At 63.1% G+C, this 25,770-nt stretch carries 23 protein-coding genes; 11 read left to right on the plus strand and 12 right to left on the minus strand.

Annotated features, from left to right (window positions below; translation table 11 throughout):
• Positions 1-47: 47 nt before the first annotated feature.
• The 8 genes from RHOOR92_RS0103880 to RHOOR92_RS0103915 are packed head-to-tail and all read right to left on the minus strand — an operon-like array spanning position 48 to position 9,702.
• Positions 48-1,298, minus strand: coding sequence for a DUF1329 domain-containing protein (locus RHOOR92_RS0103880; RefSeq protein WP_027489640.1), 1,251 nt, complete (start codon positions 1,296-1,298; stop codon positions 48-50).
• Positions 1,299-1,312: 14 nt separating this feature from the next.
• Entirely contained in the window at positions 1,313-2,995 is a 1,683-nt protein-coding gene (locus tag RHOOR92_RS0103885; protein ID WP_196802001.1) for a DUF1302 family protein, read from the minus strand.
• Between the two features lie 27 nt (positions 2,996-3,022).
• On the minus strand, positions 3,023-5,392 hold the full coding sequence (locus RHOOR92_RS0103890) for an efflux RND transporter permease subunit (RefSeq protein ID WP_027489642.1): 2,370 nt from the start codon (positions 5,390-5,392) through the stop codon (positions 3,023-3,025).
• Positions 5,389-6,372: a YCF48-related protein gene (locus RHOOR92_RS0103895; RefSeq protein WP_027489643.1), complete on the minus strand. Its 984-nt coding sequence runs from the start codon at positions 6,370-6,372 to the stop codon at positions 5,389-5,391. The genes RHOOR92_RS0103890 and RHOOR92_RS0103895 overlap by 4 nt, the downstream gene beginning before the upstream one ends.
• Positions 6,369-7,295 (minus strand): hydroxymethylglutaryl-CoA lyase, encoded by a 927-nt coding sequence (locus RHOOR92_RS0103900; RefSeq protein ID WP_027489644.1) that lies wholly within the window; start codon positions 7,293-7,295, stop codon positions 6,369-6,371. Before RHOOR92_RS0103900 ends, RHOOR92_RS0103895 begins: the two co-directional genes overlap by 4 nt.
• Before the next feature lies 1 nt (position 7,296).
• Positions 7,297-8,496, minus strand: a complete 1,200-nt coding sequence (locus RHOOR92_RS0103905; RefSeq protein ID WP_027489645.1) for a CaiB/BaiF CoA-transferase family protein — start codon at positions 8,494-8,496, stop codon at positions 7,297-7,299.
• Positions 8,497-8,545: 49 nt separating this feature from the next.
• On the minus strand, positions 8,546-8,938 hold the full coding sequence (locus tag RHOOR92_RS0103910) for a nuclear transport factor 2 family protein (protein ID WP_037114841.1): 393 nt from the start codon (positions 8,936-8,938) through the stop codon (positions 8,546-8,548).
• Between the two features lie 17 nt (positions 8,939-8,955).
• Entirely contained in the window at positions 8,956-9,702 is a 747-nt protein-coding gene (locus tag RHOOR92_RS0103915; protein ID WP_037114844.1) for an aspartate/glutamate racemase family protein, read from the minus strand.
• 772 nt (positions 9,703-10,474) lie between these two features.
• Between RHOOR92_RS0103915 and RHOOR92_RS0103920 the strand changes: the two genes are divergently transcribed.
• Entirely contained in the window at positions 10,475-10,912 is a 438-nt protein-coding gene (locus RHOOR92_RS0103920) for a hypothetical protein (protein WP_027489648.1), read from the plus strand.
• Positions 10,913-11,471: 559 nt separating this feature from the next.
• Here RHOOR92_RS0103920 and RHOOR92_RS0103925 read toward each other — a convergent pair.
• Together RHOOR92_RS0103925 and RHOOR92_RS0103930 are read right to left on the minus strand one after the other, a co-directional pair.
• Positions 11,472-11,879 carry a hypothetical protein gene (locus tag RHOOR92_RS0103925; RefSeq protein ID WP_027489649.1) on the minus strand — a complete coding sequence of 136 codons (408 nt, stop codon included), beginning with the start codon at positions 11,877-11,879 and terminating at the stop codon, positions 11,472-11,474.
• Between the two features lie 35 nt (positions 11,880-11,914).
• Positions 11,915-13,201: an aspartyl/asparaginyl beta-hydroxylase domain-containing protein gene (locus tag RHOOR92_RS0103930; RefSeq protein ID WP_027489650.1), complete on the minus strand. Its 1,287-nt coding sequence runs from the start codon at positions 13,199-13,201 to the stop codon at positions 11,915-11,917.
• Positions 13,202-13,444: 243 nt separating this feature from the next.
• On the opposite strand from RHOOR92_RS0103930, the gene RHOOR92_RS0103935 reads away from it, so the two are divergent.
• The 6 genes from RHOOR92_RS0103935 to RHOOR92_RS0103960 all read left to right on the plus strand — a co-directional run bounded on the left by RHOOR92_RS0103935 (position 13,445) and on the right by RHOOR92_RS0103960 (position 18,405).
• Positions 13,445-14,233 carry a hypothetical protein gene (locus RHOOR92_RS0103935; protein ID WP_231378317.1) on the plus strand — a complete coding sequence of 263 codons (789 nt, stop codon included), beginning with the start codon at positions 13,445-13,447 and terminating at the stop codon, positions 14,231-14,233.
• Positions 14,220-14,558 (plus strand): hypothetical protein, encoded by a 339-nt coding sequence (locus tag RHOOR92_RS0103940; protein WP_050980809.1) that lies wholly within the window; start codon positions 14,220-14,222, stop codon positions 14,556-14,558. The genes RHOOR92_RS0103935 and RHOOR92_RS0103940 overlap by 14 nt, the downstream gene beginning before the upstream one ends.
• 238 nt (positions 14,559-14,796) lie before the next feature.
• Positions 14,797-15,333 (plus strand): succinate dehydrogenase, cytochrome b556 subunit, encoded by a 537-nt coding sequence (gene sdhC, locus RHOOR92_RS0103945; protein ID WP_231378318.1) that lies wholly within the window; start codon positions 14,797-14,799, stop codon positions 15,331-15,333.
• Complete coding sequence (sdhD, locus tag RHOOR92_RS0103950; protein ID WP_007508846.1) at positions 15,330-15,737, plus strand: succinate dehydrogenase, hydrophobic membrane anchor protein; 408 nt, start codon at positions 15,330-15,332, stop codon at positions 15,735-15,737. The genes sdhC and sdhD overlap by 4 nt, the downstream gene beginning before the upstream one ends.
• A gap of 32 nt (positions 15,738-15,769) precedes the next feature.
• Positions 15,770-17,566 carry a succinate dehydrogenase flavoprotein subunit gene (sdhA, locus tag RHOOR92_RS0103955; protein ID WP_015446511.1) on the plus strand — a complete coding sequence of 599 codons (1,797 nt, stop codon included), beginning with the start codon at positions 15,770-15,772 and terminating at the stop codon, positions 17,564-17,566.
• A 59-nt stretch (positions 17,567-17,625) separates the two neighbouring features.
• Positions 17,626-18,405, plus strand: coding sequence for a succinate dehydrogenase iron-sulfur subunit (locus RHOOR92_RS0103960; RefSeq protein WP_007508841.1), 780 nt, complete (start codon positions 17,626-17,628; stop codon positions 18,403-18,405).
• 366 nt (positions 18,406-18,771) lie between these two features.
• Here RHOOR92_RS0103960 and RHOOR92_RS0103965 read toward each other — a convergent pair whose 3' ends face one another.
• The gene (locus RHOOR92_RS0103965; protein ID WP_007508839.1) at positions 18,772-20,418 is read right to left on the minus strand and encodes an electron transfer flavoprotein-ubiquinone oxidoreductase; all 1,647 of its coding nucleotides are present in this window, start codon (positions 20,416-20,418) and stop codon (positions 18,772-18,774) included.
• Between the two features lie 110 nt (positions 20,419-20,528).
• Entirely contained in the window at positions 20,529-21,848 is a 1,320-nt protein-coding gene (locus RHOOR92_RS0103970) for an NAD(P)/FAD-dependent oxidoreductase (protein ID WP_015446508.1), read from the minus strand.
• A gap of 792 nt (positions 21,849-22,640) precedes the next feature.
• Between RHOOR92_RS0103970 and RHOOR92_RS0103975 the strand changes: the two genes are divergently transcribed.
• From RHOOR92_RS0103975 to RHOOR92_RS0103990, 4 genes are all read left to right on the plus strand, one after another.
• The gene (locus tag RHOOR92_RS0103975; RefSeq protein WP_015446507.1) at positions 22,641-22,835 is read left to right on the plus strand and encodes a hypothetical protein; all 195 of its coding nucleotides are present in this window, start codon (positions 22,641-22,643) and stop codon (positions 22,833-22,835) included.
• Positions 22,836-23,080: 245 nt separating this feature from the next.
• Positions 23,081-23,659 (plus strand): sigma-70 family RNA polymerase sigma factor, encoded by a 579-nt coding sequence (locus RHOOR92_RS0103980; RefSeq protein ID WP_231378319.1) that lies wholly within the window; start codon positions 23,081-23,083, stop codon positions 23,657-23,659.
• Complete coding sequence (locus RHOOR92_RS0103985; RefSeq protein ID WP_027489653.1) at positions 23,656-24,318, plus strand: ChrR family anti-sigma-E factor; 663 nt, start codon at positions 23,656-23,658, stop codon at positions 24,316-24,318. The genes RHOOR92_RS0103980 and RHOOR92_RS0103985 overlap by 4 nt, the downstream gene beginning before the upstream one ends.
• Positions 24,319-24,352: 34 nt before the next feature.
• Positions 24,353-25,765, plus strand: coding sequence for a deoxyribodipyrimidine photo-lyase (locus RHOOR92_RS0103990; protein WP_027489654.1), 1,413 nt, complete (start codon positions 24,353-24,355; stop codon positions 25,763-25,765).
• Positions 25,766-25,770: the final 5 nt, after the last annotated feature.

Genomic DNA, 25,770 nt, shown 5'->3' on the forward strand with positions numbered 1-25,770 from the left:
AGAAAATATTTTGCGCCGTGTGCAAACCCGCCGATGGCATTCGGCGATCAGTGCGATACCTTTTCCAATTGTTGCAGGTTCACGTCTTCGGCCTTGATTCCCGGCGTATTCAACCTGGCATCGTCACCAAGAATGAACACTGTCGCATGCCGACGCTGATAATCGATGGTGAAACCCGTTGCCGAAATCATGCCATGGTCGCCATCCCCGGTACGGATGGTTTTCAGGCCGTAATACATCCATTTCCAGAAATCGCCCTTCTTGTCATATGCCTCGGCGATATACGAACGCGGAAACTGCGTATCCATATACAGCACCTTTTTGCTGTAAGGATGCTCGGGTGGTGTCACGGCCTCGATGACCCACACCTCGCGCGGCTCCCAAGTGTCTTTTGGGTTCCAATGCGGTGCATGCGCCAGATCTATGACGGGGAATTCAGCGTCGCCACTCGCCTTCTTGTCCCAGGTTACGGCCGTCGAATTGGCGGTCACCAGCAACCAGCGCTTGCCCAGCAGCTTGTAACTGGCATACCAGGTCGGGTGGGCGTTGAAAATCTCGATGTCATCGTTGAGCTGATCGCTGCCGCCGATGGGATCCATCCACGCGCCTCCGGACAGGCGTCGGGTGCGGCGTACCGACTTCAGATACACCCACGAATCCTCGAGCTTGGGTGAGTCGTAACGTTGGACGAACAGGCCAAGGCCGCGGATATCGTTGGGATAAGTCGCATACATCAGGGTCTTGGACAGGATGCTGCCGTCGCCCTCGACCACCTTGTCGGCGCCCAAGCGGCCCTTCATGTAATAGCGCAAGAATCTCCATACCTGCCGACGCTCGAGCCCGCTTTTCTCGCTGATGAACAGATAGGCGTAGCTCGGGTAATCCTGAATGTTCTTTATCGGTTGTGCGTAATATCCGTTCCACACAAGCTTGGCTGCGGCATTCGGGTCATCCGCCGTCACATCCGGAAAGGGAATACCCGCCACCCAGCCCTCGACCAAGCGGGTATCCGGATTATATTTTGCCTTGCCGGCATTCTCCTTGGTGGCTGCCGTGAAATCCTTGCCGAGAACCATCGGTTTGGATGCGGCCAGGGTAATGACCAACCCTTCCTTGCGGATCAGTTCCTGCATCCGGTCGGTCAGCAGATCATGGATGGCATGGCCTTCAAAGGTATCTGTCTGCCGCGCATCAAGATTGGATGCCTGTATGGTGTCACCCGGCTTCAGGGCAGCGGCATTGGCGGCACTGGCAATCCCGGCGCAAAGGAGAACGATGACGGACGTCAAGGTCTTCATGAATATATTCTCCGTTAGAATTGATACGTGATGCGGGCGACCAATTGGTCATTACCCGCAAAATAGCCAAACAGGTTTGTGTTATTGAAACCCGTCAGTGCCCGCCTTTGACTGCGCCGATTGAAGAACAGATCGGCCTCTGCCTTGATGCGCCAATGGTTGCCGTACGCGAACTCGACACTCGGCACGACAAAGCCCCCGCCGTAGCTGAGATCGCTGCCGACAGCCAGCGTCGGATTGATGCGGTCGTTGTGGTAATTGAGCGCCAGGATGCCGGTGATCAGCGCCGAGTTGCGCTTGGTTGGGCCTCCGAAACCGGCCAGGTTCACCAGCTCGTCCGCGCGGTCGTAGTTGGTCACCCAGGTATTGAACAACTGCACGGAAAAGAACGATGGTCGACTGGTGTGCAACAACGAGCTCAGATCGACCTGCTTGTCGAAACGCAACATGGTCTTGACCGCATGCCGTTCGACGATGCCGCAAAAGCCCGGGAAGAATGCACAGCCGCCGGCCTCGCCGGCGAGCGTCCCGACGTTGTAAGTCATGTTCGGGATGTAGGATGCCTCGGCCGAAAACACCACGTCCGGACCGGCCAGGTAGCGGTTGACGGAACCGCCGAAGACACTGATGCGCGGGAAGATCAGCTCACCGACGGTCGATCCGGGGTCCGAGCCATAGTGGCCCTTCCAGGCACCAAGGAAGGTCCGGCCCGAAACAGAATCCTGCACGCCCAGGGGGCTGTTCGGGTTCGGGTTGATGACCGGCACCTGCGACGGGCCGCGATACGCGCCGAGCGAGTAGCCCCATTCCCCCGCCGTGCCCGACCAATGCAACCCGTATGAATCGTCGCTTCGATCGGCGCCAGCGAGCTTGTAGTTGTACGGCACGTCGGCCCCGAACGGGGCGGCGGCGAAGGTAATGCCGCGATTCGGCGTATTCGCCCAGCGCCCGCCTTCCACGTCATAGTTGTTGCCACGCGTGTCACCCGGGTTCGGCCGGCCGGGGATGTAAAGAAACTGCAGACTGCCGTTCAATTTGTCGATGCGGGTGTTGAAGTTCGCCATCCACAGCGGTTTGCGCAGCTCTTCGTTTTCGGCCTCAAGGAACGAGCGCCAGCGAAAATCGTAGCCGTGGATGACATCCATCGACTGGAAGAAGTCCGTCTCCCCCCATACCACCTGTTGCTTGCCGAGCTTCATCGTGGTACCCGGCGTGAACTCGTATTGCCACCACAACTCGCGCAGATCGATCTCGTTGTACACATCATTCATCAGGCGCACATTCGAGCGCCCGCGATTACTGAAGAGGTCGGTCGCGGCATATTCGTCCGCGGTTTTCTGCAGTGCCTTGAGGTAGCTGGTTTCATATTCCTGCGAACCGCGGATCACGACACTCACCTGCGACTTGCCGAAATCGCGAAACAAGTTCAAGCGGCCGGTGCCGCGCACCATCGACAAATCGTACCGGTAATCCCCGCGTGGCTCGCCGCCCTTGGCCGGATCCGCCAAATAGGGATTTTGCAGATTCATGGAAAGCTGCGTGCGTAAATAGCCGCTCACCTCCCAGCCACCGGATGTGCCCTCATCGGCAGACGCCACGCCGGGAATGGCCATGGCACACAGCGCCAGAGCACAGGCAGCGGACAAGCGGTGGAGCAATGGTCGCAGGGAACGTGGTTTGCTTTGCTCAATATTCATGATGCTTCCTGATCCTGTGTGACAGCATTAGGTTGAGTGTGCCAACGCCACCAGCTCGGCCTTCTTGAAAATGAAATCGGGTTTGAATACAAGTGCAAGTGATGGCATCACGTACAAGGCCGTGAACGCGGAAGTCAGTAACCAGATGCCAATCAATATCCCCATCTCCGCTTGAAAGCGCAGCGAAGACCAGGACCACAACAGAACTCCTGCCGCGAGTACCAATGCGGTAAGAATCACGCCCCTACCTGCCGATCCGAGTGACTGCCGCACCGCATCTTCGGGGGTTGCCAACGGGTTGTTTTCCAGATGTTCCTTGATGCCATCCACGATGTAGAACGCGTAATCGACACCCAGCCCAATTCCCAAAGCCACGACCGGCAGCGTACTGATGCTCATGCCAATGCCGTGCCACGCCATGAACGCAAACGTCACGACGTTGGAAATAAATACCGGGATAATGAAGAAAATGCCGCTGACCGAAGACCGATAGCCCACCAGGCAGCACAGCACCACGACCAGGAATGCCAGCGCTATGGCCTCCACCTGATCACGCAACAGAATTTCGTTTACCGCGGCGATATTCCCGAGCACCCCGCCGGCCAACAATGCCTTGGCGTGCGGCAGTTCATTTTCGCCAATGAAGCGACCGGCGTTATAGATGGCCTGACGCAGCGTCTCGCCCTTGTGATCATGAAAGAACATGGTCACTGCGCCGTTCTGGAACTGCACGTCAGTGTATTGGTTGAGGTCGCCCGGACTTGAGCCCTGTAAATAGAAATTCAGCAGCTCGCCGTTTTCCAACGCACTGCCACCGAGTTCGCGGTAACGCGGATTGCCCTCATGCAGGTTGCGGCGCACTTCGGTGACCACGTCCGCGAGGGACACGGTGCCGCCAATTTCCGGCTGCCGTTCCATGTAGCGCTGGAACTGCATCATCCAGTTCAGCACCTCCGTCCGCTTGAGCGCGTCGGGCTGGTCGCCTTCGATGGCGATGAACATCTGCTCCGAGCCGGGGTAGCGATTGTTTACCTGGGTACTCGCCACATTGAATGCGGAGTCCTGCCAGAGAATCGGGGAGCCCGCGCTAGCATCGCCCACCGTCAGGTGCGTGGTTTCCAGCAGCAAGCCGACCAGCAGCAACCCGGTCAGTGGCGCAACTGCGTATCGTGCGCGGCTGGTGACCGCCCACGTGGCGGAGCGGGTGAAAACGCTGAGGATGCCACCCAGCCGCAGCGGATGGATGTAACGATCCGGGGTCTTGATCCAGGACAGCAAAACGGGGGTCAGGATCACGGCCGAAATGGAGATCGTGAGCACCCAGATCGAACCGATGATGGCCACCTTGTGCATCAACGGGATCGGGGTGAGGATCACGCACAGGATCGCCCCGGCATCCGCCCACAAGCCCAGCATGCCGGGACGGAACAGTTCGCGCATGGAATCCTGGGCGGCGTAGCGCGGGTTGATTTTTTCCCCTACCGCAAGATCGTCAAACCGCGTGATCAGTTGGACTGAATGCGAGAACGCGCGCGCGGTGATGATGAAGGCGACCACAATGATCAGCGGATCGAAGTTGTAGCCGAGAATCGACCCTATGCCGAGCGCCCAGATCGCCGATACCAGCCCGGCGATGAGTGGCAGCAGCGTGCCGCGCCAGGTCCGCGTGATCATGAACAACAGCACCAGCATGGCCATCAGCGACAGCAACGCGATGGAAACGGTCTCGCCGAGATAATGCGCGACCCAGCCGTACAGAATGGGCTCGCCGATCATCTGCAATTCGACTTTATCGTGGATCGGTGAGGCATCCAGGATGTTCTGGATCTGCGGAAATATCTTCTGGTAATCCACCAGATGGTTGTAGAAATCGACATGGATCAGTGCCGACTCCAGGTCGCGGTCCACGTACAGACCGTAGACCATCGGGTTATCCAGGACCGCCTTGCGCAGGGTGTCTATTTCAGCTTGATTCTGCGGCAGTCCTGGCCACATCAACGGCTTGCTTTCGATTTCCTCACTGGACGCATCGACCCGCTTCAGCTTGCTGGATGCCAGCGAAGTTATCTGCGACTGATTGACACCACTGACTTTTTGCAACTCATTGGTGATGCGCTGGATCTCGCCCAGGATCGGCAAATTGAAAATATCGCCATGGGTCGCGCGCACCAATACGGTCACCCGATTGGCGGCGGCAAAGGTGTCCTGGTATTTCTCGTACACCTGCACATACGGATGATTGCGCGGAACCATGTCGCCGAAGCGCGTATGCACATCCAGGCGGGTCAGGCACGCCGCGAAAATCACGGTGATCAGGGCAATCACCACGCACACCTTGACGCGATGGCGAATTGCGAACGCGGAAATGATGGCGCCCAGGTCCAATACGCGTCTCATGGCTGCACTCCCTGCGGCCAGGGTTCGTAGCTGCCATCGCCGGCAAGCCGCCCGATGGTGTGGCCGATCAGCACGGATTCGTTCGCACTGGCCAGGACGCGCATGTAATAGCTTTTGCCGAGTGTCCGGGCCGTGGCCCTTTGCCATTGCTGATGTGCCGGGCCAGCGGTGAACACCGCGCCGTGATCGCCGACCACCGTCCAGCCATTGGGGCTACCGGCGACATCAAAGAGGTTGTCGCTGGTAAAGGCGGGCACCAGCTTCCAGTCGGCCCCCTTGTTGTCGCTGCGGTAGACGTGCCCGCGATTGCCCACGACCAGGGCGGCATCACCCACGAAGGCGATCGACTGCAGGCTTTCGCTGTCCAGCTCGATGCTGTCCCAGGTGGCGCCGTCATCGGCGCTGTGCAACAACCGTCCCGACTCGGCAGCGATCCACAACGAGCCGTCAGGCCCCGGACGGACGCGGTTGAACGCGACATCTTCCGGCTCGCGCATCCGCGTCCAGGTCTTCCCGTCAGCGCCGCCACGGAACAGGGCGCCCATTTCGCCGACCACCCAGAAGTTGCCGTGCAGAAACGCCACGTCGATGAGCTTTCGGGCCACATCACCCACCGGCAACACCTGGCTCACCCACTGGCCCCCGTGGTCACGCACCCACAACCGACCGTCATTGCCGGCCGCCACGAGGACGCCGTTCTCACCGGCGGCGATCCCCTGCAGGTTGGAGCGAGGCGTCAACTCCTCACGCTGCCAGCGTCGGGTTTTCTCATCCATCGACAGCACGCCACCATCCTGCCCGACGAACCAGTAGCGCCCGCCATCGTTCACCCCACCGAGAAACTGGTCGCGCTGTTCAATCAAGGGTTGCGTCATGGGTACCGGCTTGACCGCGACCTTGACGTAGATGGCGGCATAACCGAGCCCGGAAATCAGGATCCATGGCGACAACCGCGCCAGCGAACTCCACCCGCGCTTCATGACGCCGCTCCCGCGGTAGCCTTCGCCGCTTCGCGCTCGAGCCAGCGGAACGCGTGTCCGCCGAGTGGGTTCTGCAAAAGATCGGCGCAAAAGCCGACGGCCTCGACCAGTGCGAGCACGTCGATACCGGTACGCAAGCCCATGGATTCCAGCATCAGCACCACGTCTTCCGTGGCGACGTTGCCGCTCGCACCGGGCGAAAACGGGCACCCGCCAAGGCCGCCGATGGAGCTGTCGAAGTGGCGCACGCCCTGGTCGAGCGCGGCCAGTATATTGGCCAGCGCCATGCCGCGGGTATCGTGAAAATGACAGGCAATGTGCTCGGCACCGAAACTGCCGACCAGTCGCGAAATCAGCGGGCGGACTTGCGCCGGATTCGCGGCACCGATGGTGTCGGCAATGATCAGTCTGGCTGCACCCGACTCCATCATCCGGGCGGCGAGACGCTCGATCCCGGCGGGCGCCACCGGGCCTTCGTATGGGCACGCGTACGCCACGGACAGATAGGCCCAGCCCTGGACGTCATCCTCCCGGGCACGCTCCATCAGTCGGGCGCAAACCGCCGTCGTTTCCTCCAGCCCCAGATTGATGTTCCGCCGGTTCATGGTCTCAGTGGCCGACAACACCACCGAGACCGTGCGCGCGCCAGCTGCAAGCGCCAATTCGTAGCCCCGCGCATTCGGTACCAGCGCCGAATAATGCACCTGCTCGGGGTTCGGCAAATCGCCGAACAACTCGGCGGTGTGCGCCATTTGCGGTACTGCCTTGGCCGAAACAAAGCTGCCCGCTTCGATACTGCGCACCCCGGTTTTCACCAACGCCTGGATCATGGCCAGTCGCTGTTCGACATCGAGTACCCGCGACTGGCTCTGCAGGCCGTCGCGAGGCGCCACTTCATTGATGACTACATCCACGCCAGTCATGTCAGGCAACCACCTTGTCGTTGCGCAATGCCGAGATTTTTTCCGGTGCGTAGCCAAGGATTTCGGCAAGTACCTGATCCGTATGCTCGCCCAGCAGCGGCGGCGATCCAAACAGATCATCACCGTCCAGCGACAACTTGACGGGATTTCCGGGCACTGCAACCACGTCGCCGCCAGCCTGCTTGACCTTCACGACCATGTGCCGGTGAAGAACCTGTGGGTCAGCCAACGTGTCGCTGAAATGATTGACTGGCGCGCATGGAATGCGCGCGGAGCTCAATTGTTCCATCCAATGGGCCGTTGGCCTGGTTCTGAAGACCGTGTTCAGCTTTTCGTCGATAATCGCCCGATCGGCCAGGCGGCCCGGTTGCATGCGGTATTTGTCAATGCGTAATTCTTCTATATCCAGCAGATTGACCAACCGCTCCCAGAAGCTGTCGTAAATGACCGCAACGATGATGAAACCGTCGCTGGTGTGATACGTGTTGTACGGCACATGCACAAAATGCGCATTCCCCAACGGCAACGGATTTTCTCCACTCATGAGGAACATCGTTGCCATGTAATTGAGCATGCTCACCTGACAGTCGAGCATGCTGATGTCGACATGCTGGCCGTGGCCGTGGCGGGAGCGTGCCTGTAATGCGGCGAGTACGCCCATTACGGCAAACATGCCGCCGCCCAGATCCCCAATGGGAATGCCCGAGCGCATGGGGCGTTCGCCACTCTCGCCGGTGATCGACATGCCGCCGCCGATGCCCTGCACGACTTGGTCAAACGCGGGACGCTGGTAGCTGGGGCCATCCTGTCCGAAACCCGTGATCGAACAGGTAATGATCCGGCTGTTGACGGCGCTCAGCGACGCATGGTCGATACCCAGCTTGGTCGTGACACCGGCGCTGAAATTGTCGATCACGACATCGGCAGTACGCACAAGGTCATGAAAAATGGCACGACCTTCCGCTTGCTTGAGATCAATACAGATACTCTTTTTGCCACGGTTGAGCGTAATGAAATACGCGCCCATGCCGTTACGCGAGAACTTGGCACTGCGGGCCAGCAAGGCACGCGTTCCTTCGCCGCCGAGCGGCTCGATTTTGACCGTATCCGCGCCAAGGTCCGTCATGATCATGCTCGCGTACGGACCAGAAAGCATATGCGTCAAGTCAAGTATCCGTATTCCGTCGAGTGCCTTGCTCATCAATTTCTCCGATTTTCCATGGCGCCCAGGCCAATGGAGTTGTTGCGGCTCAGGGCAGAACGCTCACGCCATCCATGAAGACGTAATAGCGGCGGAACTTGCCGTTCTCGACGTAAAAGAAATTGCAGTTCTTCATCGGCGGATCGAAAGTCCCGTCCGGTTTCTCCAGCGTCACGTTGAAGCGGGTCGCCACGGTCTGATTCTCTTCGTCGGCGGTGACCTCAAAATCGCCATGCCAGGTCTTTTTGTAAGTGGAGAACAGGGTTTCAAACATCTTGCGCACACCATCTATCCGGGAGTGGCTGAGGTGATCGGTTTGAATGGTCACCACGATGTCCTCGTGCATGCATGCGAGTACCTCGTCCATATTCTTTTTGTCGACGTTGCCGAAATAGCTGTGGACTGCGAGATCAATCAGTTGTTGCCGGCTGAGCTTGGACATGCGGTTCCTCCAGTGAATCAATGGGCGAAGCCGTGATACACGGCATCGTTTGGCGCCTGCGGCGCCGGGTAGGCTTTCCGGCTATGCGAAAGGCCAAGAGACAAAAGCACTTCACACAATTTCCAGGCGATCTGGCCGGGATTGATTACCGGCACCGGAAGTCGCTCGGCCAGAAAGGCATGTGACTGATGCATCGTGGTCGAGCCCAGCACGATCACGTCCGCGCCGTCTTCCTCGATCGCCTGCAGGGCGGTGGCTTCCAGTTTCCTGAAGACCACCTCTTCCTTGCCGGCCAGCAACTCCTCGAGATCCGGGCGGGTGTTGATCGAACGCAACGAAGCCACGCGCGGCCAGAGGTGATACGCGGTCAGGGTTTTCTGGTAGAGCGCGAACCACTCGTCCCACATTGTCAGGACGGTGAATTTCTTACCGAGCATGCAGGCGACGTGAAACGCCGCGGCGCCCGGGGCAATCACCGGGATATCCAACCGCGAACGCAAGGCGTCCAGGCCTGAGTCGCTGACCGTGTCGATGCACACGGCGGCGTAGCCCTCTTCCTGCGCACGCAGGCCGGCCTCGACCACGGAAAAATCCATCAGCAAGGCGTCATAGGCGCTGTCGCCGAGGGCCGCCCCTTTCGCGACTGCCACGAATTCTGGCTCAAAGCCCGGCAACACCATGTGCTGTGGCAACTGCGCGGCGCGGGCCGCGACGCCCTCGGCACCCATCGGAATCGGGATGATGATTTTCACTCGCTGCGTCATGCTTGACTTCCCCGTTTGTGCGGTGCACCATGAACGCTGCAGTGCAGCAGGCGTGGCGCAGATGGCCCGAGCTTCGAGCAGGGTTAAGTGAGCAATTCGCATGCCATGCGGTGACACCGTTAAGAATTAATCACTTACGGCGTTCACACGGATTTCGCACAATCCCTTTGTTTCAGAATGAAAGATTGCTCTTTCATCTTGCACAGCCGTGCGCGCTGTCTTAATCGACCCCGCAGTACGGGCTCCGCAGCAAACCTCCGTGGCTCCGCAGCAAACCGCAGTCGGCGCAAGTCGACCTGTGCATTGGTTGTCCGGGGCAGAGTGCCATCGATGCCGTTCGCGGATGACGCGGACCGGCGGCGGCAGCGGCAGCCGATGGGCCACTCCGCACATCAAGCGTTTGGTCCACCATCTCAAGCGGCCAACCGGCATGCGGATTTGGGCGTCCAAACCGAACGATGACGGCCACGCCCGCCACGCACATGCGTCCGCAGCCGCGGCGCGCTAGCTCAGAGGCATCCGGGACTGACGGTCACCCCGTATCCGCATGATCTCAATGCGTATTGCCAGGCTCGCGGATATACCGAACGCATCGCTTTGGCCGTGGTCGGCTTGGACTCACCGGAAGCACGCCGGCACGTCGCACTCAAGCTCCCTATCCGTACTGTGAACATGTGGACCGAAGGGAAGCGGGTCGGCGGTGCCCTCTATAGCCCCACCTAACAAGCGGGCATGTCTGGGGCGCGATTACCTGGAGCCCAAAGGGGAGCGGATGGATGAGACCGCTCGGGTAGCGCAGCAGACCGGTTTGTTGCCCGGCGTGGTGCGCCGGCTGCTGGACACGGCTGCAGGCCTGTCGACAGCGGAGGCACAAGTTATTACAGCGCATCAGCACGTGCGGGTCGAGAGCTTGGTAGGGGAACCGCTTCGTTCGGTGCTCCCCGCCCTTTGCGCTACCGGACGCTTGGCTCTCCCGGACAGCGCCGCACCGGTCGATGTGCCCTTCGCGTTTGCGTCTCTGTTCGCAGGCGTCAGCGGCTTCATGTTCTTTCTACGGGCGCCGGAGAGCTCATCGGTCAGCGAAGGCTGGAGCCAGCACCTGTTTAAATCCCCGACCCCGCTGATGCGGCAAGCGCGAGGTCGGCAGGAGGCCTGCTCGTGTTGCACCAACTTGCATTTGCTCCTGCCACGGATGAGTGATGTCGCGTGATCGGAGCTGCCTTGGGCCAAAAATCCCATCTATGTATGGGAAGGGCGTGTGCATAATTTTGTATGCCAAGCCAAACCCGTTGGGATTGCGGACAAACTATGCCGGACGGACGCGGACAAACTATGATGGATCGCGCACCAGGCTGGTGTGCGGGAAACCATAAAGTGGCCGTCCGTTGCGTAGAGCAACCAGATGGCGGACTGCTGCCGGTTCCGTAGACACCATCCTAAGCTTATTGCCTCTGCTGCTCGAACTGCATCGGGCTGAGGTAGCCGAGTGGCGAGTGGCGGCGGGTGGTGAAGCGCTGCCCATGCAGCCGCTCCACCTTCAGTGAACCGAACTGCGTTTCGGTGCTCGCGCCTGTCGGAGCCGACGCACCCAGGGTGGGTCGGCGTGGAGTTTGTCGAGCAGCGGATCTAGCTGCATCAAGGGCAGGCTCGGGGCGGCGGGCTGCACCGCATGGTCCAGCCACGCAAACGCTGGATCCGTCCCGCCGGGGTCGATCGAGGTTGCGCATGCATCCCGTCTCGACGCGCGGCGCGGCCTGCAGCTGCCCGCCTTACGCATCCTGTGCCCGCGCGAGACGCATGCGGATCGATGCCCTCGCCCGGCATTCGGCCGTATCGGCGCCGATGAAGAAATGTACGGTCGGCTCGCCCAGCACCACGCGTACACAATCACGCTGCAAATCGACCACACGTAGACCGTTCGCAGTGAGGTCGGACGTCTCGTAGGGATGGCTGACCTGCGTAGCGACAGGCAAGCCGGCCGCGTCGCGCAGCGTGTTGCCATCGGCATCCACGGCCCGGGCGCGCGCGTTGACATGGGTGGCACCGGTCAGCTCGGCCATGGTTTCGATCCCCACGGCGATCAGTGCATCGGTATCCAGTTGCACGATGATGTCCTGAAAGCGCGCCCACGGGGGTTGCGGATCAAGTTTCACGTGCGAAGGTTGGTTGGCGCTCATGGTGGTTTCGTGGCGTGGCGCTGGGCAGCCGCCCGCTAATTGCCAAACGGCGGCTCCACACCCGCTGCCATATGAAACTGACTGATGCCCTCGAACAGCAGGGGCAACGCCGCGCGTTCGGCCGCACTCAGCTCCGGGTGCCAGGCGTCCAGCACCAGGGCCGTGCACGGACCGGGGCCGTGGTTCCACAATTCATGCGCAAAGCTGCCGTCGTACGCCACGCACGCCGCCATGCGCCAGGTTTCCTCATGACCGGCAACGCTGCGCACGCAACGGCCGTCCACTTGCAGAGGAATCTCCACGTTGACCCGGGCGTTGGTGATGCCGCAGCTTGGCAAGATATGCGTACCGGGGGCAAGCGTGGCGAAATACACGTTGGGGCCGAGGTTTTCCACCTGTACGCGTTGCGGCAGCGATTCCACCGCCGCCAACGAGCGTGGCAAATGTTGGCGCGCAGCCGGCTCCCGGTCGCCATTACGATAAAGGAACCACGCGGTGAGCCGCGCACCGGTGTCGCCGTCGAGCACGCCCTGTTCACGCAACAGCGCCGGGTCATGCGTGCCGAAATAGGGCTCACCCAACTGCTCGGCGGCAGCTGTATCCAGCTCGGCCAGCCAGGTGTCGCCGGCGGTCGCCAGCGCCGCCATGCCTGGCATGTGCGCGGCATCCAGCATCGGTTCGGCGGACAGGCCCGGTATGTAGAAAAACGCGCAACTTTGCCGCGGATCGGGGTATTGCGCCGCTGCGTGCTTGAGGTAAATGGCAAGGCCCTGCTCCACGCGCGCAAGTGCTGCGGCTCCGTACTGCGCGCGCACCGGTTGCATGAGTTCCATGAAAATCTGCTGCTGGTTGCGCTGAATGTAATCGATGGCGTGCCGCACCACCGGCTGCAGCACCGGTGGCGTGGTGTTGCGGTTACGCCAGCTAAACGCCGCCTGCGCGGTAGCAATGGCGTGGTAGTACGCCGCCGTAGCGTCGTAGGTGCTGCCCAGCTGTTCCAGCGCGGCCGCCCGATGCAGCGGCGCCGAGAGCTCCTTCGGATCCATCGCGATCACTTGATCGAAGGTGTCGATGGCATCCTGCGCATGGCCCAGTGCCAGCTGCAGGATGCCGAGGTTCTTGCGGAAATTGGCTTCCTCCGGGTCGATGTGCACGGCCTTTTCGAGGTGCTCGCGGGCGCTGTCAAACTCGCCCCGACCCAGCTCGCACATCGCAACGAAGTTCAGCGCTTCCGCGTTGTCCGGCTGCGTTTCGAGCGCCTTGCGGTACAGCGCTTCCGCCGCCTGCGCGCGGTGCACCATCACCTCGCCGCGCGCGCGCAAGATGGGATCGCTTTCGGCGCCACTCGTTGTTGTCATGCCGGCCTGCCCAATCGACTGCATGGGACAACTATGCGACGTTGTACAAATTCTTCCATGACCTGGCACAAGCCCCGCCATCGCAGTCGTGCCGAGCGGCTGGCTCTGCACGCCCGGCGGCCGTTCCAGCGCCGAAGCTGATTCAGGTCATGGCGCCGGTGCGCCCACCCGCTACCGTGCAGTGGCTTGTCATGCGCGAAGGTGCCCGTGTCGCTTCCGCTTCTCCTACCGAGCACGCCGCTCCCGAGCGGCTGGTCGATCGATCCGGTTACTGGCCACTGTGTGCGCATCAGCGATGGTGCCCAGTTCGGGCCGGCCACCAGCCGCGCTATCGCGTGGTCCACCCAGGACATTGCCATGCGGCTGCCCACGGCAACCGGTCTTGCCGTGGATGTCGCACGACTGCGCAACGCGCTCGGTTGCGTGGCCACCGCTACGGACGTGGCAGCGGCGGCCGACGACGATCCCGTCACGGACGAAGCCGTCCATGCCGTCGGGATGGAGCTTGTCGCGCACGGATCCGATACCTGGCAATGGCAACCGACCCGCAGGATTACGGCCCGCTTCCATCAACGCCTTGGCTGTTTTCTCGATGCCATCGGCGTGGACCGCGCACATCATCCGGCCACCCAGGCACCGGCCGGTGAACTCTGGCTGCTTACCGGGCGTATCGGTCATCTGGCGATACGCAGCGAAAGCATCGTTCGCGGCACCGCGGACGCCACCGTCATGCTGCTGGCGCAAGGTTGCGCCAGCGCCGGTGACGCCATGCAGCGCGCCCGCACCTGGGCCATCGAGGCCGCCTGCCAGTACCTGGTCGAGTCGGCCGAAATCGCGCTGGCCCTCGTGCGCCGGGTGCCGTTCCACGAGCACGACTCCGGCTGTGCCGCAGTAACGCACGCCGTGCACCAACTCTTCGCGGGTTTGTCATCGGCAAGCGCAGAACGCCGGCCTACCACCCCGCCCCGCCCCGGAACCGCCCATGGCCCTACCTGACTTGTCCGTCACCATCTGCGCGCCCGCCGAACACGACCCGACCCAACCCACGCCGGAGGAACTTGCCGCCATGCATCACTTGGCGGAAGTGGCACTCGGCAACTCGGGCCAGGCCAGCCGCTGCGCCAACTTTCTGCTCGCCTGGGCGGATGCCGACAGCTTTGGTGCCTACGACCCCACCGACATCTGGGCGTGCGACCCGACCGTGATTCGTGACACCGTGACGGTTTTCGGCCTGATTGCGCGCGTATCCGAATGCCCGGAATTGCTGGATCCCACGATCCGCGACGAGCTGGCCGCGATTGCCACCAAATGGCGTCGTTAGCCGGTTCGAATCGCGCGTTTGCAGCGCAAATTACGGTGTACGCCACGTTGCGCACGAAAGAGCTTGATGGAGGTCAGGGCGTCGCCGGTGGCACTCGCTACCATCGAGCAACCAGCGCGAGCGTGCGATGGGCGGTGCCGATCGGGTGTGGCTGCGGTGTACGTCGAGTTCGTCATTCTCACACGCACGTTCCCGTGTCAGGACGAATGGGCCGCGCGGCGCCGCTCGCCTCCGGGTGATGAAACGCCGGATCCCGCACTCACCTGCAAAACGCTCAGCGGCCGCCGACTGCAGCCGCGTCGGCGGAGTTATTGCCGGGCTGACCGGACAGCTTCAGGAGGTTTTTGCCGTGCACAATCCACGCCCCCTTTCACCGCACCTCGGCATCTACCGCTGGCGCATCAACATGGTGCAGTCTTCCTTGCACCGCCTGACCGGGCTGTTTCTTTCCATCGGGGCCGCAGTATTGACGTGGGGCCTGATCGCCGCCGCCGCCGGCCACCATGCGTGGCAACTGTTTGCGGATTTTTCCGGCAGCTGGATCGGCCTCATCGTGTGGTTCGCGTGGATCTGGGCACTGCTGTTCCACCTTTGCAACGGCATCCAGCATTTGTTTCACAGCCTGACTTGGGATTACGGCCCGCAGCACACGCGTGACCGCACGCGCAACCCCTCGTACTGGGCCACCGGCTGGGTGGTGGTGGGCGTGAGCATGGCATTGACCGTACTGACTTGGGTGTTGTTGATCATCAAGTTGACGGGAGGTGCGGCATGAGCGAGTTTCCGGGCCAATCAGGCATGCGCGATCCGCTCAAGACAGCCCGCCACTGGGGGCCATCGCGCACCGGCGTTCAGCACTGGTGGGTGCAGCGCCTGACGGCGGTGGCGCTGATTCCGCTGACTCTCTGGTTTTTGTTTTTTGTCGCCGGCCTGCTACACGCCGACTATGACGCCGTGCTGGCGTCGATCGGGCAACCCGTTCACGCGTTCCTGCTGATCGTGCTGACCGTGTGCAGCTACTGGCACGGCATGCTGGGGCTGGACGTAATCATTGGCGACTACGTGCATGCGCGCGGGCAGGAAGTCACGTTGCAGATTGCCTTGCGCTTCGGTGCGTTGCTCGGTGCGTTGGCCACGATCCTGGCGGTACTCGCCGTCTGGTTCACGCGCCTGCATTGATTCCACTTTGATTTGAAAGGACAACGTTCAACATGCCTGCCGAAGCGTACAAGGTTGAAAAGCATCAATACGACGTGGTGATTGTCGGCGCGGGCGGCGCCGGCCTGCGCGTAGCGCTGGGCCTGGCTGCGGCCGGGCTGTCGGTAGCCTGCGTAACCAAGGTGTTTCCCACCCGTTCACATACGGTGGCTGCCCAGGGCGGCATTGCCGCGGCCCTCGGCAACATGGGCGAAGATGATTGGCGCTATCACTTCTACGACACCGTCAAGGGCGGCGATTGGCTGGGCGATCAGGACGCCATCGAGTACATGTGCCGCGAAGCGATTCCTGCCGTCATCGAGTTGGAACACTTTGGCGTGCCGTTCTCGCGCACCGAAGACGGGCACATTTACCAGCGCCCGTTTGGCGGTCACACGGTTCGCCACGGCGAAGCGCTGGCGCAACGCAGCTGCGCAGCGGCCGACCGTACCGGCCACGCCATTTTGCACACCCTGTACACGCAGGCGTTGAAGCACAAAGTCAAATTCTTTGTCGAATATTTTGTTACCGATCTGGTGACCGATCCGCGCACCGGCGACGTTGCCGGTGCGCTGGCCATCAACCTCACCGAAGGCAGCGTGCACTTTTTCCGCGGCCATGCGGTCATCCTGGCAACTGGCGGCTACGGACGCACGTACTTTTCCTCCACCTCGGCACATACCTGCACGGGCGATGGCGGCGGCATGGCGCTACGTGCCGGAGTGGCCCTGCAGGATCTGGAATTCGTGCAATTCCACCCTACCGGCATTTACGGTTCCGGCTGCCTGATTACCGAAGGCGTGCGTGGCGAAGGTGGTTATCTCACCAACGCCGACGGCGAGCGGTTCATGGAGCGCTACGCGCCGCACGTGAAGGATCTGGCTTCACGCGACGTCGTCAGCCGCGCCATCACGGTCGAAATCCGGGAAGGCCGCGGCGTGGGCGAACACAAGGATCACGTGCTGCTGAACCTGGCGCATCTGGGCAGCGACACGCTGCACGAACGTCTGCCGGGCATTTCCGAAACCGCGCGCATTTTCGCCGGCGTGGATGTGACCAAGGAGCCCATTCCGGTGCTACCGACCGCGCATTACTGCATGGGCGGCATACCCACCAACATGTACGGCCAGGTGGTGCAAAAAGTGGGTTCGGACAACGACCACATCATGCCGGGCCTGTTCGCCATCGGCGAAGCGGCGTGTGTATCGGTACACGGCGCCAACCGCCTGGGCACGAACTCGCTGCTCGATTTGATCGTGTTTGGCCGCGCTGCCGCGCAGCGCTGCGCCGAGCTCATCAAGCCGAACACGCCCTTTGCCGGATTGCCGACCGACGCGTTGGATCCGGCGCTGGCCCGGCTTGACAAGGTGCGTCACGCCAAAGGCGGTACGCCCACGGCACAGCTGCGCGAAAAAATGCAGCGCACCATGCAAAACGACGCGGCGGTCTTCCGCACGGCCGAAACGCTCCAGCAGGGTTGCGAGCGGATTGACGCGATCTACGCCCAGTTCGAGGACGTGCACGTGTCCGATCCGTCCCTGATCTGGAACTCCGACCTCATTGAAAGCTTCGAGCTCGACAACCTGCTGGTGCAAGCCGTAGGCACCATGCATTCAGCGGCGGCGCGGCCGGAAACCCGCGGCGCCCACGCGCGTGACGACTTTCCCGAGCGCGACGACGTCAACTGGATGAAGCACACCCTCGTCAAAGTCGATGACAAGGGCCGATGCACGCTCGACTACCGGCCGGTACACATGCAGCCGCTCGACGACGAGGTGGAAACCATCCCGCCGGCCAAACGCGTGTACTGACGGATGCACCGCGGCACCCGCCGCGGGCAGACAAACTGTTTCGTTCAAGGGAGAATTTCATGGCCCAGTTTCGATTGCCGCAGATGTCCCGGGTACAGAAGGGCAACTACTTTGCCGCCGAACCGGGCGCCAAGAAAGTCCGCAAGTTCAAGGTCTACCGCTGGGACCCGGAGGTCGGGGGCAATCCGCGCACCGACACCTACGAGGTCGACGTGAGCGACTGCGCGATGGTTTTGGACGTGCTGCTTAAAATCAAGAACACCATCGAACCCACGTTGACGCTGCGCCGTTCATGCCGCGAAGGCGTGTGCGGTTCGTGCTCGATGAACATCAACGGCGAGAACACGCTGGCATGCACCAAATCGCTGGACGATTTGCGCGAGGGCCAGGTGAATATCTACCCGCTGCCGCACATGCCGGTCATCCGCGATCTGGTGCCGGACTTCACCCACTTCTACGCGCAATACGCCTCCATTCAGCCCTGGCTCAAGACCGACAGCCCGGTGGGCTCACGCGAGCGCCTGCAGTCGCCCAAGGATCGCAAAAAGCTGGATGGCCTCTACGAGTGCATTCTGTGCGCCTGCTGCACGGCCTCGTGCCCAAGCTACTGGTGGAATCCGGATCGTTTCCTCGGCCCGGCCGTCTTGCTGCAGGCCTACCGCTGGATTTCCGACTCGCGCGACGAGGCCACCGGTGACCGTCTGGACGAGCTCAACGACCCCTTCAAACTGTACCGCTGCCACGCCATTCTGAATGGCACCAACACTTGCCCGAAGGGCCTGAACCCAGCCAAGGCGATTGCCAAAATCAAGCGCCTGATTGCCGAACGCACCATCTGAGGGCGCGGGGCGCGGGTCGGAAACCACGCCTGCCGGCACCGTACCGCCCCATGAACGCGCCCAGCACGGCAGCGCGACCGTTTGGCCCGTGGACGGCCATGGCGCGGGTCATCGGCAACATGATCGGAGTTGGCGCCTCGTGCTGCCGCGTCACTCGCACCGTATGGCCTGAACGCACTGTTGGCGTGGGCGGTGGTGCGCGTTGGCGCGCTGGCACTGGCCGGCACCTTTGCCGGGCTGGCGCATCCGTTGCCGCGCTCCGACGTCCCGTACGGCTACATGCGGCAAACCCCGGGCGAGATGCCAGCACCACTGGCGCTCTGCGCCTGCCGGGTATCGGTGTGGCTGTCCAACGCCACGAGCGGCTCACATGCCGTTGTAGATCGGCCCTTCGCCACCGTGCGGCGTCGTCCAGACGATGTTTTGCTTCGGGTCCTTGATATCGCACAATTTGCAGTGAACGCAGTTGGCGGCGTTGATCTGCAACCGCACCGCGCCGTCCGGTCCATGCACGAATTCGTACACGCCCGCCGGGCAGTAAAAGGCCTCCGGGCCGCCGTATTTTGCCAGGTTCACTTGCACCGGCACCGCCGGATCCTTCAACGTGAGGTGCGCCGGCTGGTTCTCGTCGTGGTGCGTATTGGACAAGAACACCGAGCTCGCGCGGTCGAACGTGAGCTTGCCGTCGGGTTTCGGATACTCGATCTTCACGCACTCCGAGAGCGGCCGCAGCCGGGCATGATCGGGCGTGTGGTGATGCAGGTTCCACGGGATGTGCCCGCGCAGCAGCCATTGCTCCACTCCGGTCATCACCGTGGCCACGCGCCGGCCGTAGTGGAACCACTGCTTGAAGTTGCGCGATTTGCGCAGCTCCCGATACAGCCACGAGGCACGCAACGCCTCGGGATAGCGCGTGAGTTCGTCATGGCTGCGTCCGGCCACCACCGCATCGAACACCGCATCGGCCGCCAGCATGCCGGTTTTGATGGCCGCATGGCTGCCTTTGATGCGCGACGCGTTCAGCACACCGGCTTCACAGCCGATCAACGCGCCGCCCGGAAATACCATTTTGGGCAGCGACGCCAGGCCGCCAGCCGTCAGCGAGCGCGCACCGTAGGCAACCCGTTTGCCGCCCTCGAATACCGTGCGGATGGCCGGGTGCGTCTTGTAACGCTGCATCTCTTCGAAGGGCGACAGCGTGGGGTTGCGGTAGTCGGTGCCAATCACGAAACCGACGGCCACCAGATTGCGCTCCAGGTGATACAGGAACGAACCGCCATAGGTCTGCGCGTCGAGTGGCCAACCGGCCGTGTGCATGACCAGACCCGGATGCGCCTTTGCCGGATCGACCTCCCACAATTCCTTCACGCCAATGGCATAGCTCTGCGGATCGCAATCGGCATCAAGATGAAAGCGCTCGATCAACTGGCGGCCCAGATGCCCGCGCGAGCCCTCGGCAAAAACCGTGTAGCGCGCCACGAGCTGCGTGCCGGACTCGTAGGCATCGGTATGCGTGCCGCCCTTGGCTACGCCGGTTTCGCCGGTTTCCACGCCGCACACCGCGCCATGCTCGTCGTACAGCACCTTGGCGGCGGCAAACCCCGGAAAGACATCCACGCCCAGCGCTTCGGCCTGCACGCCCAGCCAGTGCACCACGTGCCCCAGCTGCACCACGTAGTTGCCCGCATTGCGGAAACAGGGCGGCAGCAGCCAATGCGGCGTTGCGCGTGTGCCGGTCTGGGTGAGAAACACGAAGCGATCTTGTGCCACCGGCAGCGTCAGCGGCGCTCCGCGCTCGGCCCAGTCGGGAATCAACTCGGTGAGCGCGCGCGGATCCATGATGCAACCGGAGAGGATCTGCGCGCCAATCTCCGGCGCCTTTTCCAGTACGCACACGTTGATATCGTGCTGGCGTTCACGGGCCAACTGCTTCAGGCGAATGGCTGCAGCCAGCCCGCCCGGGCCGCCGCCCACCACGATCACGTCATATTCCATCGCCGTGCTGTCGCTCATGCACCACCTCGTTCAAAGCCTCATTCCGGCGTGTCTGCTTGCGCGCCGAACCATTGTCCATGATCGGACCAACCGGCCAAGCACCGGGCCCCGTCACCGGCCAGTTCGATCTAATCCATCCGTATCGTGGGCCGTGCGCTGGCGTTCAAGCGGTCGATCAGCCATAGCAGCCAGCCGCGCAACACGCCATGCAATTGCATCTGATGGCGGCGATAGAGCAACACGTGGCTGAAGTGCGCCAGGCGACCGCGAAACGTGACACTCTTCATCAGACCGTAGTCCCCGAGCGAGCCGAACGCGTCGTAATCGGCCAGCGATACCAGCGCGCCGAAATCGTGATAGCGGAACGGTGGTACTGACCTGCCGTGGAGCACCGCATCGGGCAAGTAGCGAATCAGGTGCTGGGCCTGCTGGTGCGCCACCTGCGCGGTTGGCGGCAGTGGCCGTTCGGCCCCCGCGAGCCGCAAGCTGGAACAATCGCCCACGGCAAAAATATGCGGATCATTGGTGGTGCACAACGACGCCGTCACCACCAATTGATTGCCGCGCGTGGTCTCCAGCCCATCCAGCGCGGCCAGGAACTCCGGCGCTTTCACGCCGGCCGCCCAGACTTTGAGCGAGGCTGGAATGCGGTCCTTGGTATTGAGGATGAAGGCATCCTCCGTCACCGAGTTCACGGCCGTGTGCGTCAACACCCGAACGCCCAACGCTTCCAGTTGCCCTTGCACCGACGTCGAAATGTTTGTCGGAAACGCCGGCAGCAAACGTGGCCCGGCCTCCAGCAAGGTGACGGACAGGCACGTCGGCAACTCCTCACCGCCATAGGCCACCACCGCATCCTTCAAGCGAATCAACTCGGCCGCCAGCTCCACGCCGGTGGCGCCGCCTCCCACAATGCCGATGGACAAGTCCTTGCCCTGCGTAAGGCACTGGGCCACGCGCACACGAATTTCGCGGTTGAAGGCATTGGCCTGGCGGCGCGAGTCGATCACTCGGCAATACTCGGCCACGCCCGGCGTGCCAAAATCATTGACAAGGCTGCCGACCGCAATGATGAGCGTGTCGTAGCGAACGCGCCGCTCCGGAATCACCACGCGACCGTGACGATCGCGTAGCGGCAACAAGCGCAATTCCCGGGCCGTGCGATCCAGCTCGGCAAACTCGCCCATCTGAAAGGCAAAACCGGCCGCATGCGCCTGTGCCTGATACGGGGTCTGCTGCTGCGAAATATCGCTGGTACCGGCCGCAATGGTGTGCAACATCGGCTTCCACACGTGCGCGGTGTCGTGATCGACAAGCGTGACCGACGGCCCCTCGCCGTGCCGCTGCCGTTCGCCGCGGAAACGGCGTCCCAAGGCGGTGGCAATCTCAAGACCCGCCACACCGCCCCCCACTACCACTACCCGATGCAATTGCGGCCTGACGGCCATCGCGTTCCCCACCCGGTTCAACAACCGGTGCCACTGTATCCATAACCGTCCCGCGCGACGCTGCCCTGGATCAAGGTCGACGAGCGCTTGTGTGCATCGAGGCTCACGCGAGCCAATCACCTCGGCGACGGTGGACGCGTCAGGACTGCCCCGGCGGCGGCATGGCGCAACAGCATGCGTGACAGCCGCGGTGCCGCCGCTGCGGGCGAGCCACATCTGCATAGGCAAATGTGACGTCGCCAGCGCTACGCTGGCCTCTTTGGCTTGGTCGCGGCGATTCTCCCTACAGAAGATTCATCGGCACAATCGCCACGCGAGTGCGTAAGCATGGCCACGAGAAGAACATCCGGCAGCGAGTTCAAGCGTGAGGCGGTGCGGCTGTTGCAAAGCCGGGCCCGCTGAGGATCTTCGCCTGCAGGCGGCCATTTCCTGGACGTGCCGGCTGGCGGACAAGTCATGCCTTATAGCCGCGGCCATTTTGTGGTTTCCGGCACACGTGCACCGCATCCGTCGCAGCGAAACCGGCGACCCGCCCGCCGGCACCGCGTCCGACCGCAGGCGGCCGGCATCCGCGGCACCTAAACGTGATACAGATCACGACCTGCCCGGTCGGTAAATGAAAAAATGTGAACGGCTTCACTCTGTGCAGCCACTCTCTCGCCGTGAGGCGATCATCCCGGCCATCCCCCGGCATAGATGGATCCAAGCCCGCTCTGGCGGGCTTTTTCATGCTTGAAACTTCGGCCTGCCGGCCTCACCCAAGCCTGCACGACGCCCACCGGGGACGCCAGCATGGTCAAGGAAAGCCCGATGCAGTATCCGCTTCAGGCCTGGATCGAAGGCCACTACGCACGCGACTGCGGCGAACCGCGGGAAAAGTGCCCTTACGCGCATGGCTCCACGATGGCGCTCGCCTGGTACGGGGGGTGGTCCAACCGCGACCAGCTGGACGCCGCGAAAGACCCGGCAGCGGAGACCGGCGACTAGCCGCGGCGCCTGCTGCGCCTCGTGCCGCTCACCGCTCCCGTGCCCGACCGGCAAGCGCGGCCGGTGCAGCCGTGGCGCGCAGGCCGCCGCCCGCTGCATCCGATTTCCCGTTCCCGTCGTATGCCATGGGCATGAAGCACGCGAGGCGGCCGGATCGTCCGGCGGTCGTCGCAGGCGGGAAGTTGCGTATGATGGATTCCGACCAAGCCGCTGCCGAGGTAGCGCCCTTCCGGGCGAAACGAGACGTGGCCCCTCCCGCGAGCAACGCCACCCCCGATGCGCACGACTGGTCGCTCCTGATGGCCGCCGTGTCGACCCAGCGTGACCGCGCCAGCTTCATGCGCATCTACGACCATTTCGCACCGCGCTTGCAGCGCTACCTGCGCAACCTCGGCGTGGCCGAGTCGACCGCCGACGAACTGGTGCAGGAGGTGCTGTTGACGCTGTGGCGCAAGGCGGCCCTGTTCGACCCGGCGCGCGCCAGCCTCGCCACCTGGCTGTATCGCGTGGCACGCAACCTGTACATCGACCACGTGCGCAAGGAGCCGCACTGGCTGCCGATCCAGGAAGGCCTGGACCGGCTCGATCACCTCGAGTCCGCCCGGCTCGACTCGCAACCGGAGTCGTCCTTCGACCAGGACCTTCTGAAACAGGCGATCGATCGCCTGCCGCCCATGCAGGCCAAGCTGGTGCGCATGTGTTACCTCGAAAGCAAAAGCCACAGCGAGATCTCCGGTGAACTGGCCATGCCGCTGGGCTCGGTCAAATCCTCGCTGCGGCGGGCGTTCGCGAAACTGCAGGGCAGCATGAGGGCGCCGCGATGAAACCGCATCACCATCTCGACGACACCACCCTGCTCAGCTACTCCGCCGGCGCGCTGCCGTCGGCGCTCGCCGTGGTCGCTTCCGCCCACCTGGAGCGCTGCGCGCAGTGCCGCGAAAGCCTGCACGCCGCCGACCGGATCGGCGGCGTGTTGATGCAGCAGCAGCGCGTCGACGCGCCTACCGACGACGCACGCGTCGCGATGCTGGCCCGGCTCGACGACGAGCCACCGGTCGAGCCCGTGCCGCCGCCGTTCGACCTGGTGGAGGAAGCCGACCACGATCGACTGCCGGGCGCGCTGCAGCCGTGGTTCGGCCACTCGCTGCGCGCGCTGCGCTGGAAACGCGTGGCGCCCGGCGTGCAGCGCATCCGCGCCAGCGGCATCGGCGGCGGAAACCTGATGCTGCTGCGCATCGCGCCGGGCAGCAAGCTGCCGCTGCACAGCCATGGTGGCAGCGAGTTGACGATGATCCTGGACGGCGCCTACGACGACATGCTCGGCCATTTCGGCCCCGGTGACGTGGCCGATCTCGACGGCCAGATCAACCATCAGCCGGTGACCTCGCCCGGCGTGCCGTGCATCTGCGTGGCGGCCACCGACGCACCGCTGGTGTTCTCCGGCTGGTTCGCCCGCACGCTGCAGCCATTGCTCGGTTTTTGAGCGTGGCCGTGCGGTTCTGCCGGAACGCAGGGCGATGAGCACGGCGCTGGTGCTGTTCCGGCGCGACCTGCGCCTGGCCGACAACCCGGCGTGGAGTGCGGCCTGCGCGGAACACGCGCAGGTGCTGCCGGTTTTCATCCACAGTGGCGACGAAGGCCTGTGGTCGGCCGGTGCCGCCAGTCGCTGGTGGCTGCACCATTCACTGGCCGCCCTCGCCCGGCAGCTGCACGACGCAGGCGCCGGCCTGCACCTGCGTCGTGGCGAACCGCTGGATATTCTGCGGGCGCTGATCGCAAGCAGCGGCGCCCGCGCGGTGTACTGGAACCGGCTGTACGAACCGGCCGCGATCGCCCGCGACACGCGGATCAAGAGCGCGCTGCGGGCCGACGGCATCGCGGTGCACAGCCACAACGCCGCGCTGTGGTGCGAGCCGTGGGCGATCGCCACGCAGCAGGCTGCGCCGTACAAGGTGTTCACGCCGTACTGGCGCAACCTGCGCCCGCGGCTGCAGCCGGTCGAACCGCTGCCCGCGCCGCACGTGCCGGGCTGGCACGAGTTACCCGACGGCCTGCCGCTGGCCGCGCTCGAACTGCTGCCGCGGATCGCCTGGGCCGGCGGGCTGGCCGCCCGCTGGCAACCGGGCGAAGCCGGTGCGTGCGAGTTGCTGGAGCTCTTCGCCGACGACGCCATCGGCGACTACGCGCACGCACGCGACCTGCCCGCACGCCACGGCACCTCGCGCCTGTCGCCGCACCTGCACTTCGGCGAAATCTCGCCGCGGCAGATCCATTTCGAACTCGATCGCCGCGCCCGCGCCACCGACGCCAGACGCCGCCCCGACCTCGAGCCCTATCTGCGCGAACTCGGCTGGCGCGAGTTCGCCCATCACCTGCTGTATCACTTTCCACACACGCCGACCGACAACTTCAATCCGCGTTTCAACGATTTCAGGTGGGCGCCGGCGGATCAGGCCCTGCTGGAACGCTGGCGGCGCGGCCGCACCGGCATCCCGCTGGTCGACGCCGGCATGCGCGAGCTGTGGCGCACCGGCTGGATGCACAACCGCGTGCGCATGATCGTGGCCAGCTTCCTGACCAAGCACCTGCGCCAGCACTGGCAGCACGGCGCGCGCTGGTTCTGGGACACCCTGGTCGACGCGGACCTCGCCAACAATACGCTGGGCTGGCAATGGGTGGCCGGCTGCGGCGCGGATGCCGCGCCGTACTTCCGCGTGTTCAATCCGGTAACGCAGGCGAAGAAGTTCGATCCGGATGGCATCTATCTGCGGCGCTGGTTGCCGGAGCTGGCGGAGGCGCCGTTGGCATTGCTGCATGAGCCGTGGCGGGATGCTGGTCTGCTCGAGCGCAGTAGGTATCCGGCGCCGATGGTGGAGCTGGGGCAGTCGCGCCAGCAAGCGCTGGATGCCTACGCCGCGCTCGCACGCTGAAACCC

Source organism: Rhodanobacter sp. OR92 (genome assembly GCF_000427545.1).
Taxonomy (GTDB): Bacteria; Pseudomonadota; Gammaproteobacteria; order Xanthomonadales; family Rhodanobacteraceae; genus Rhodanobacter; species Rhodanobacter denitrificans.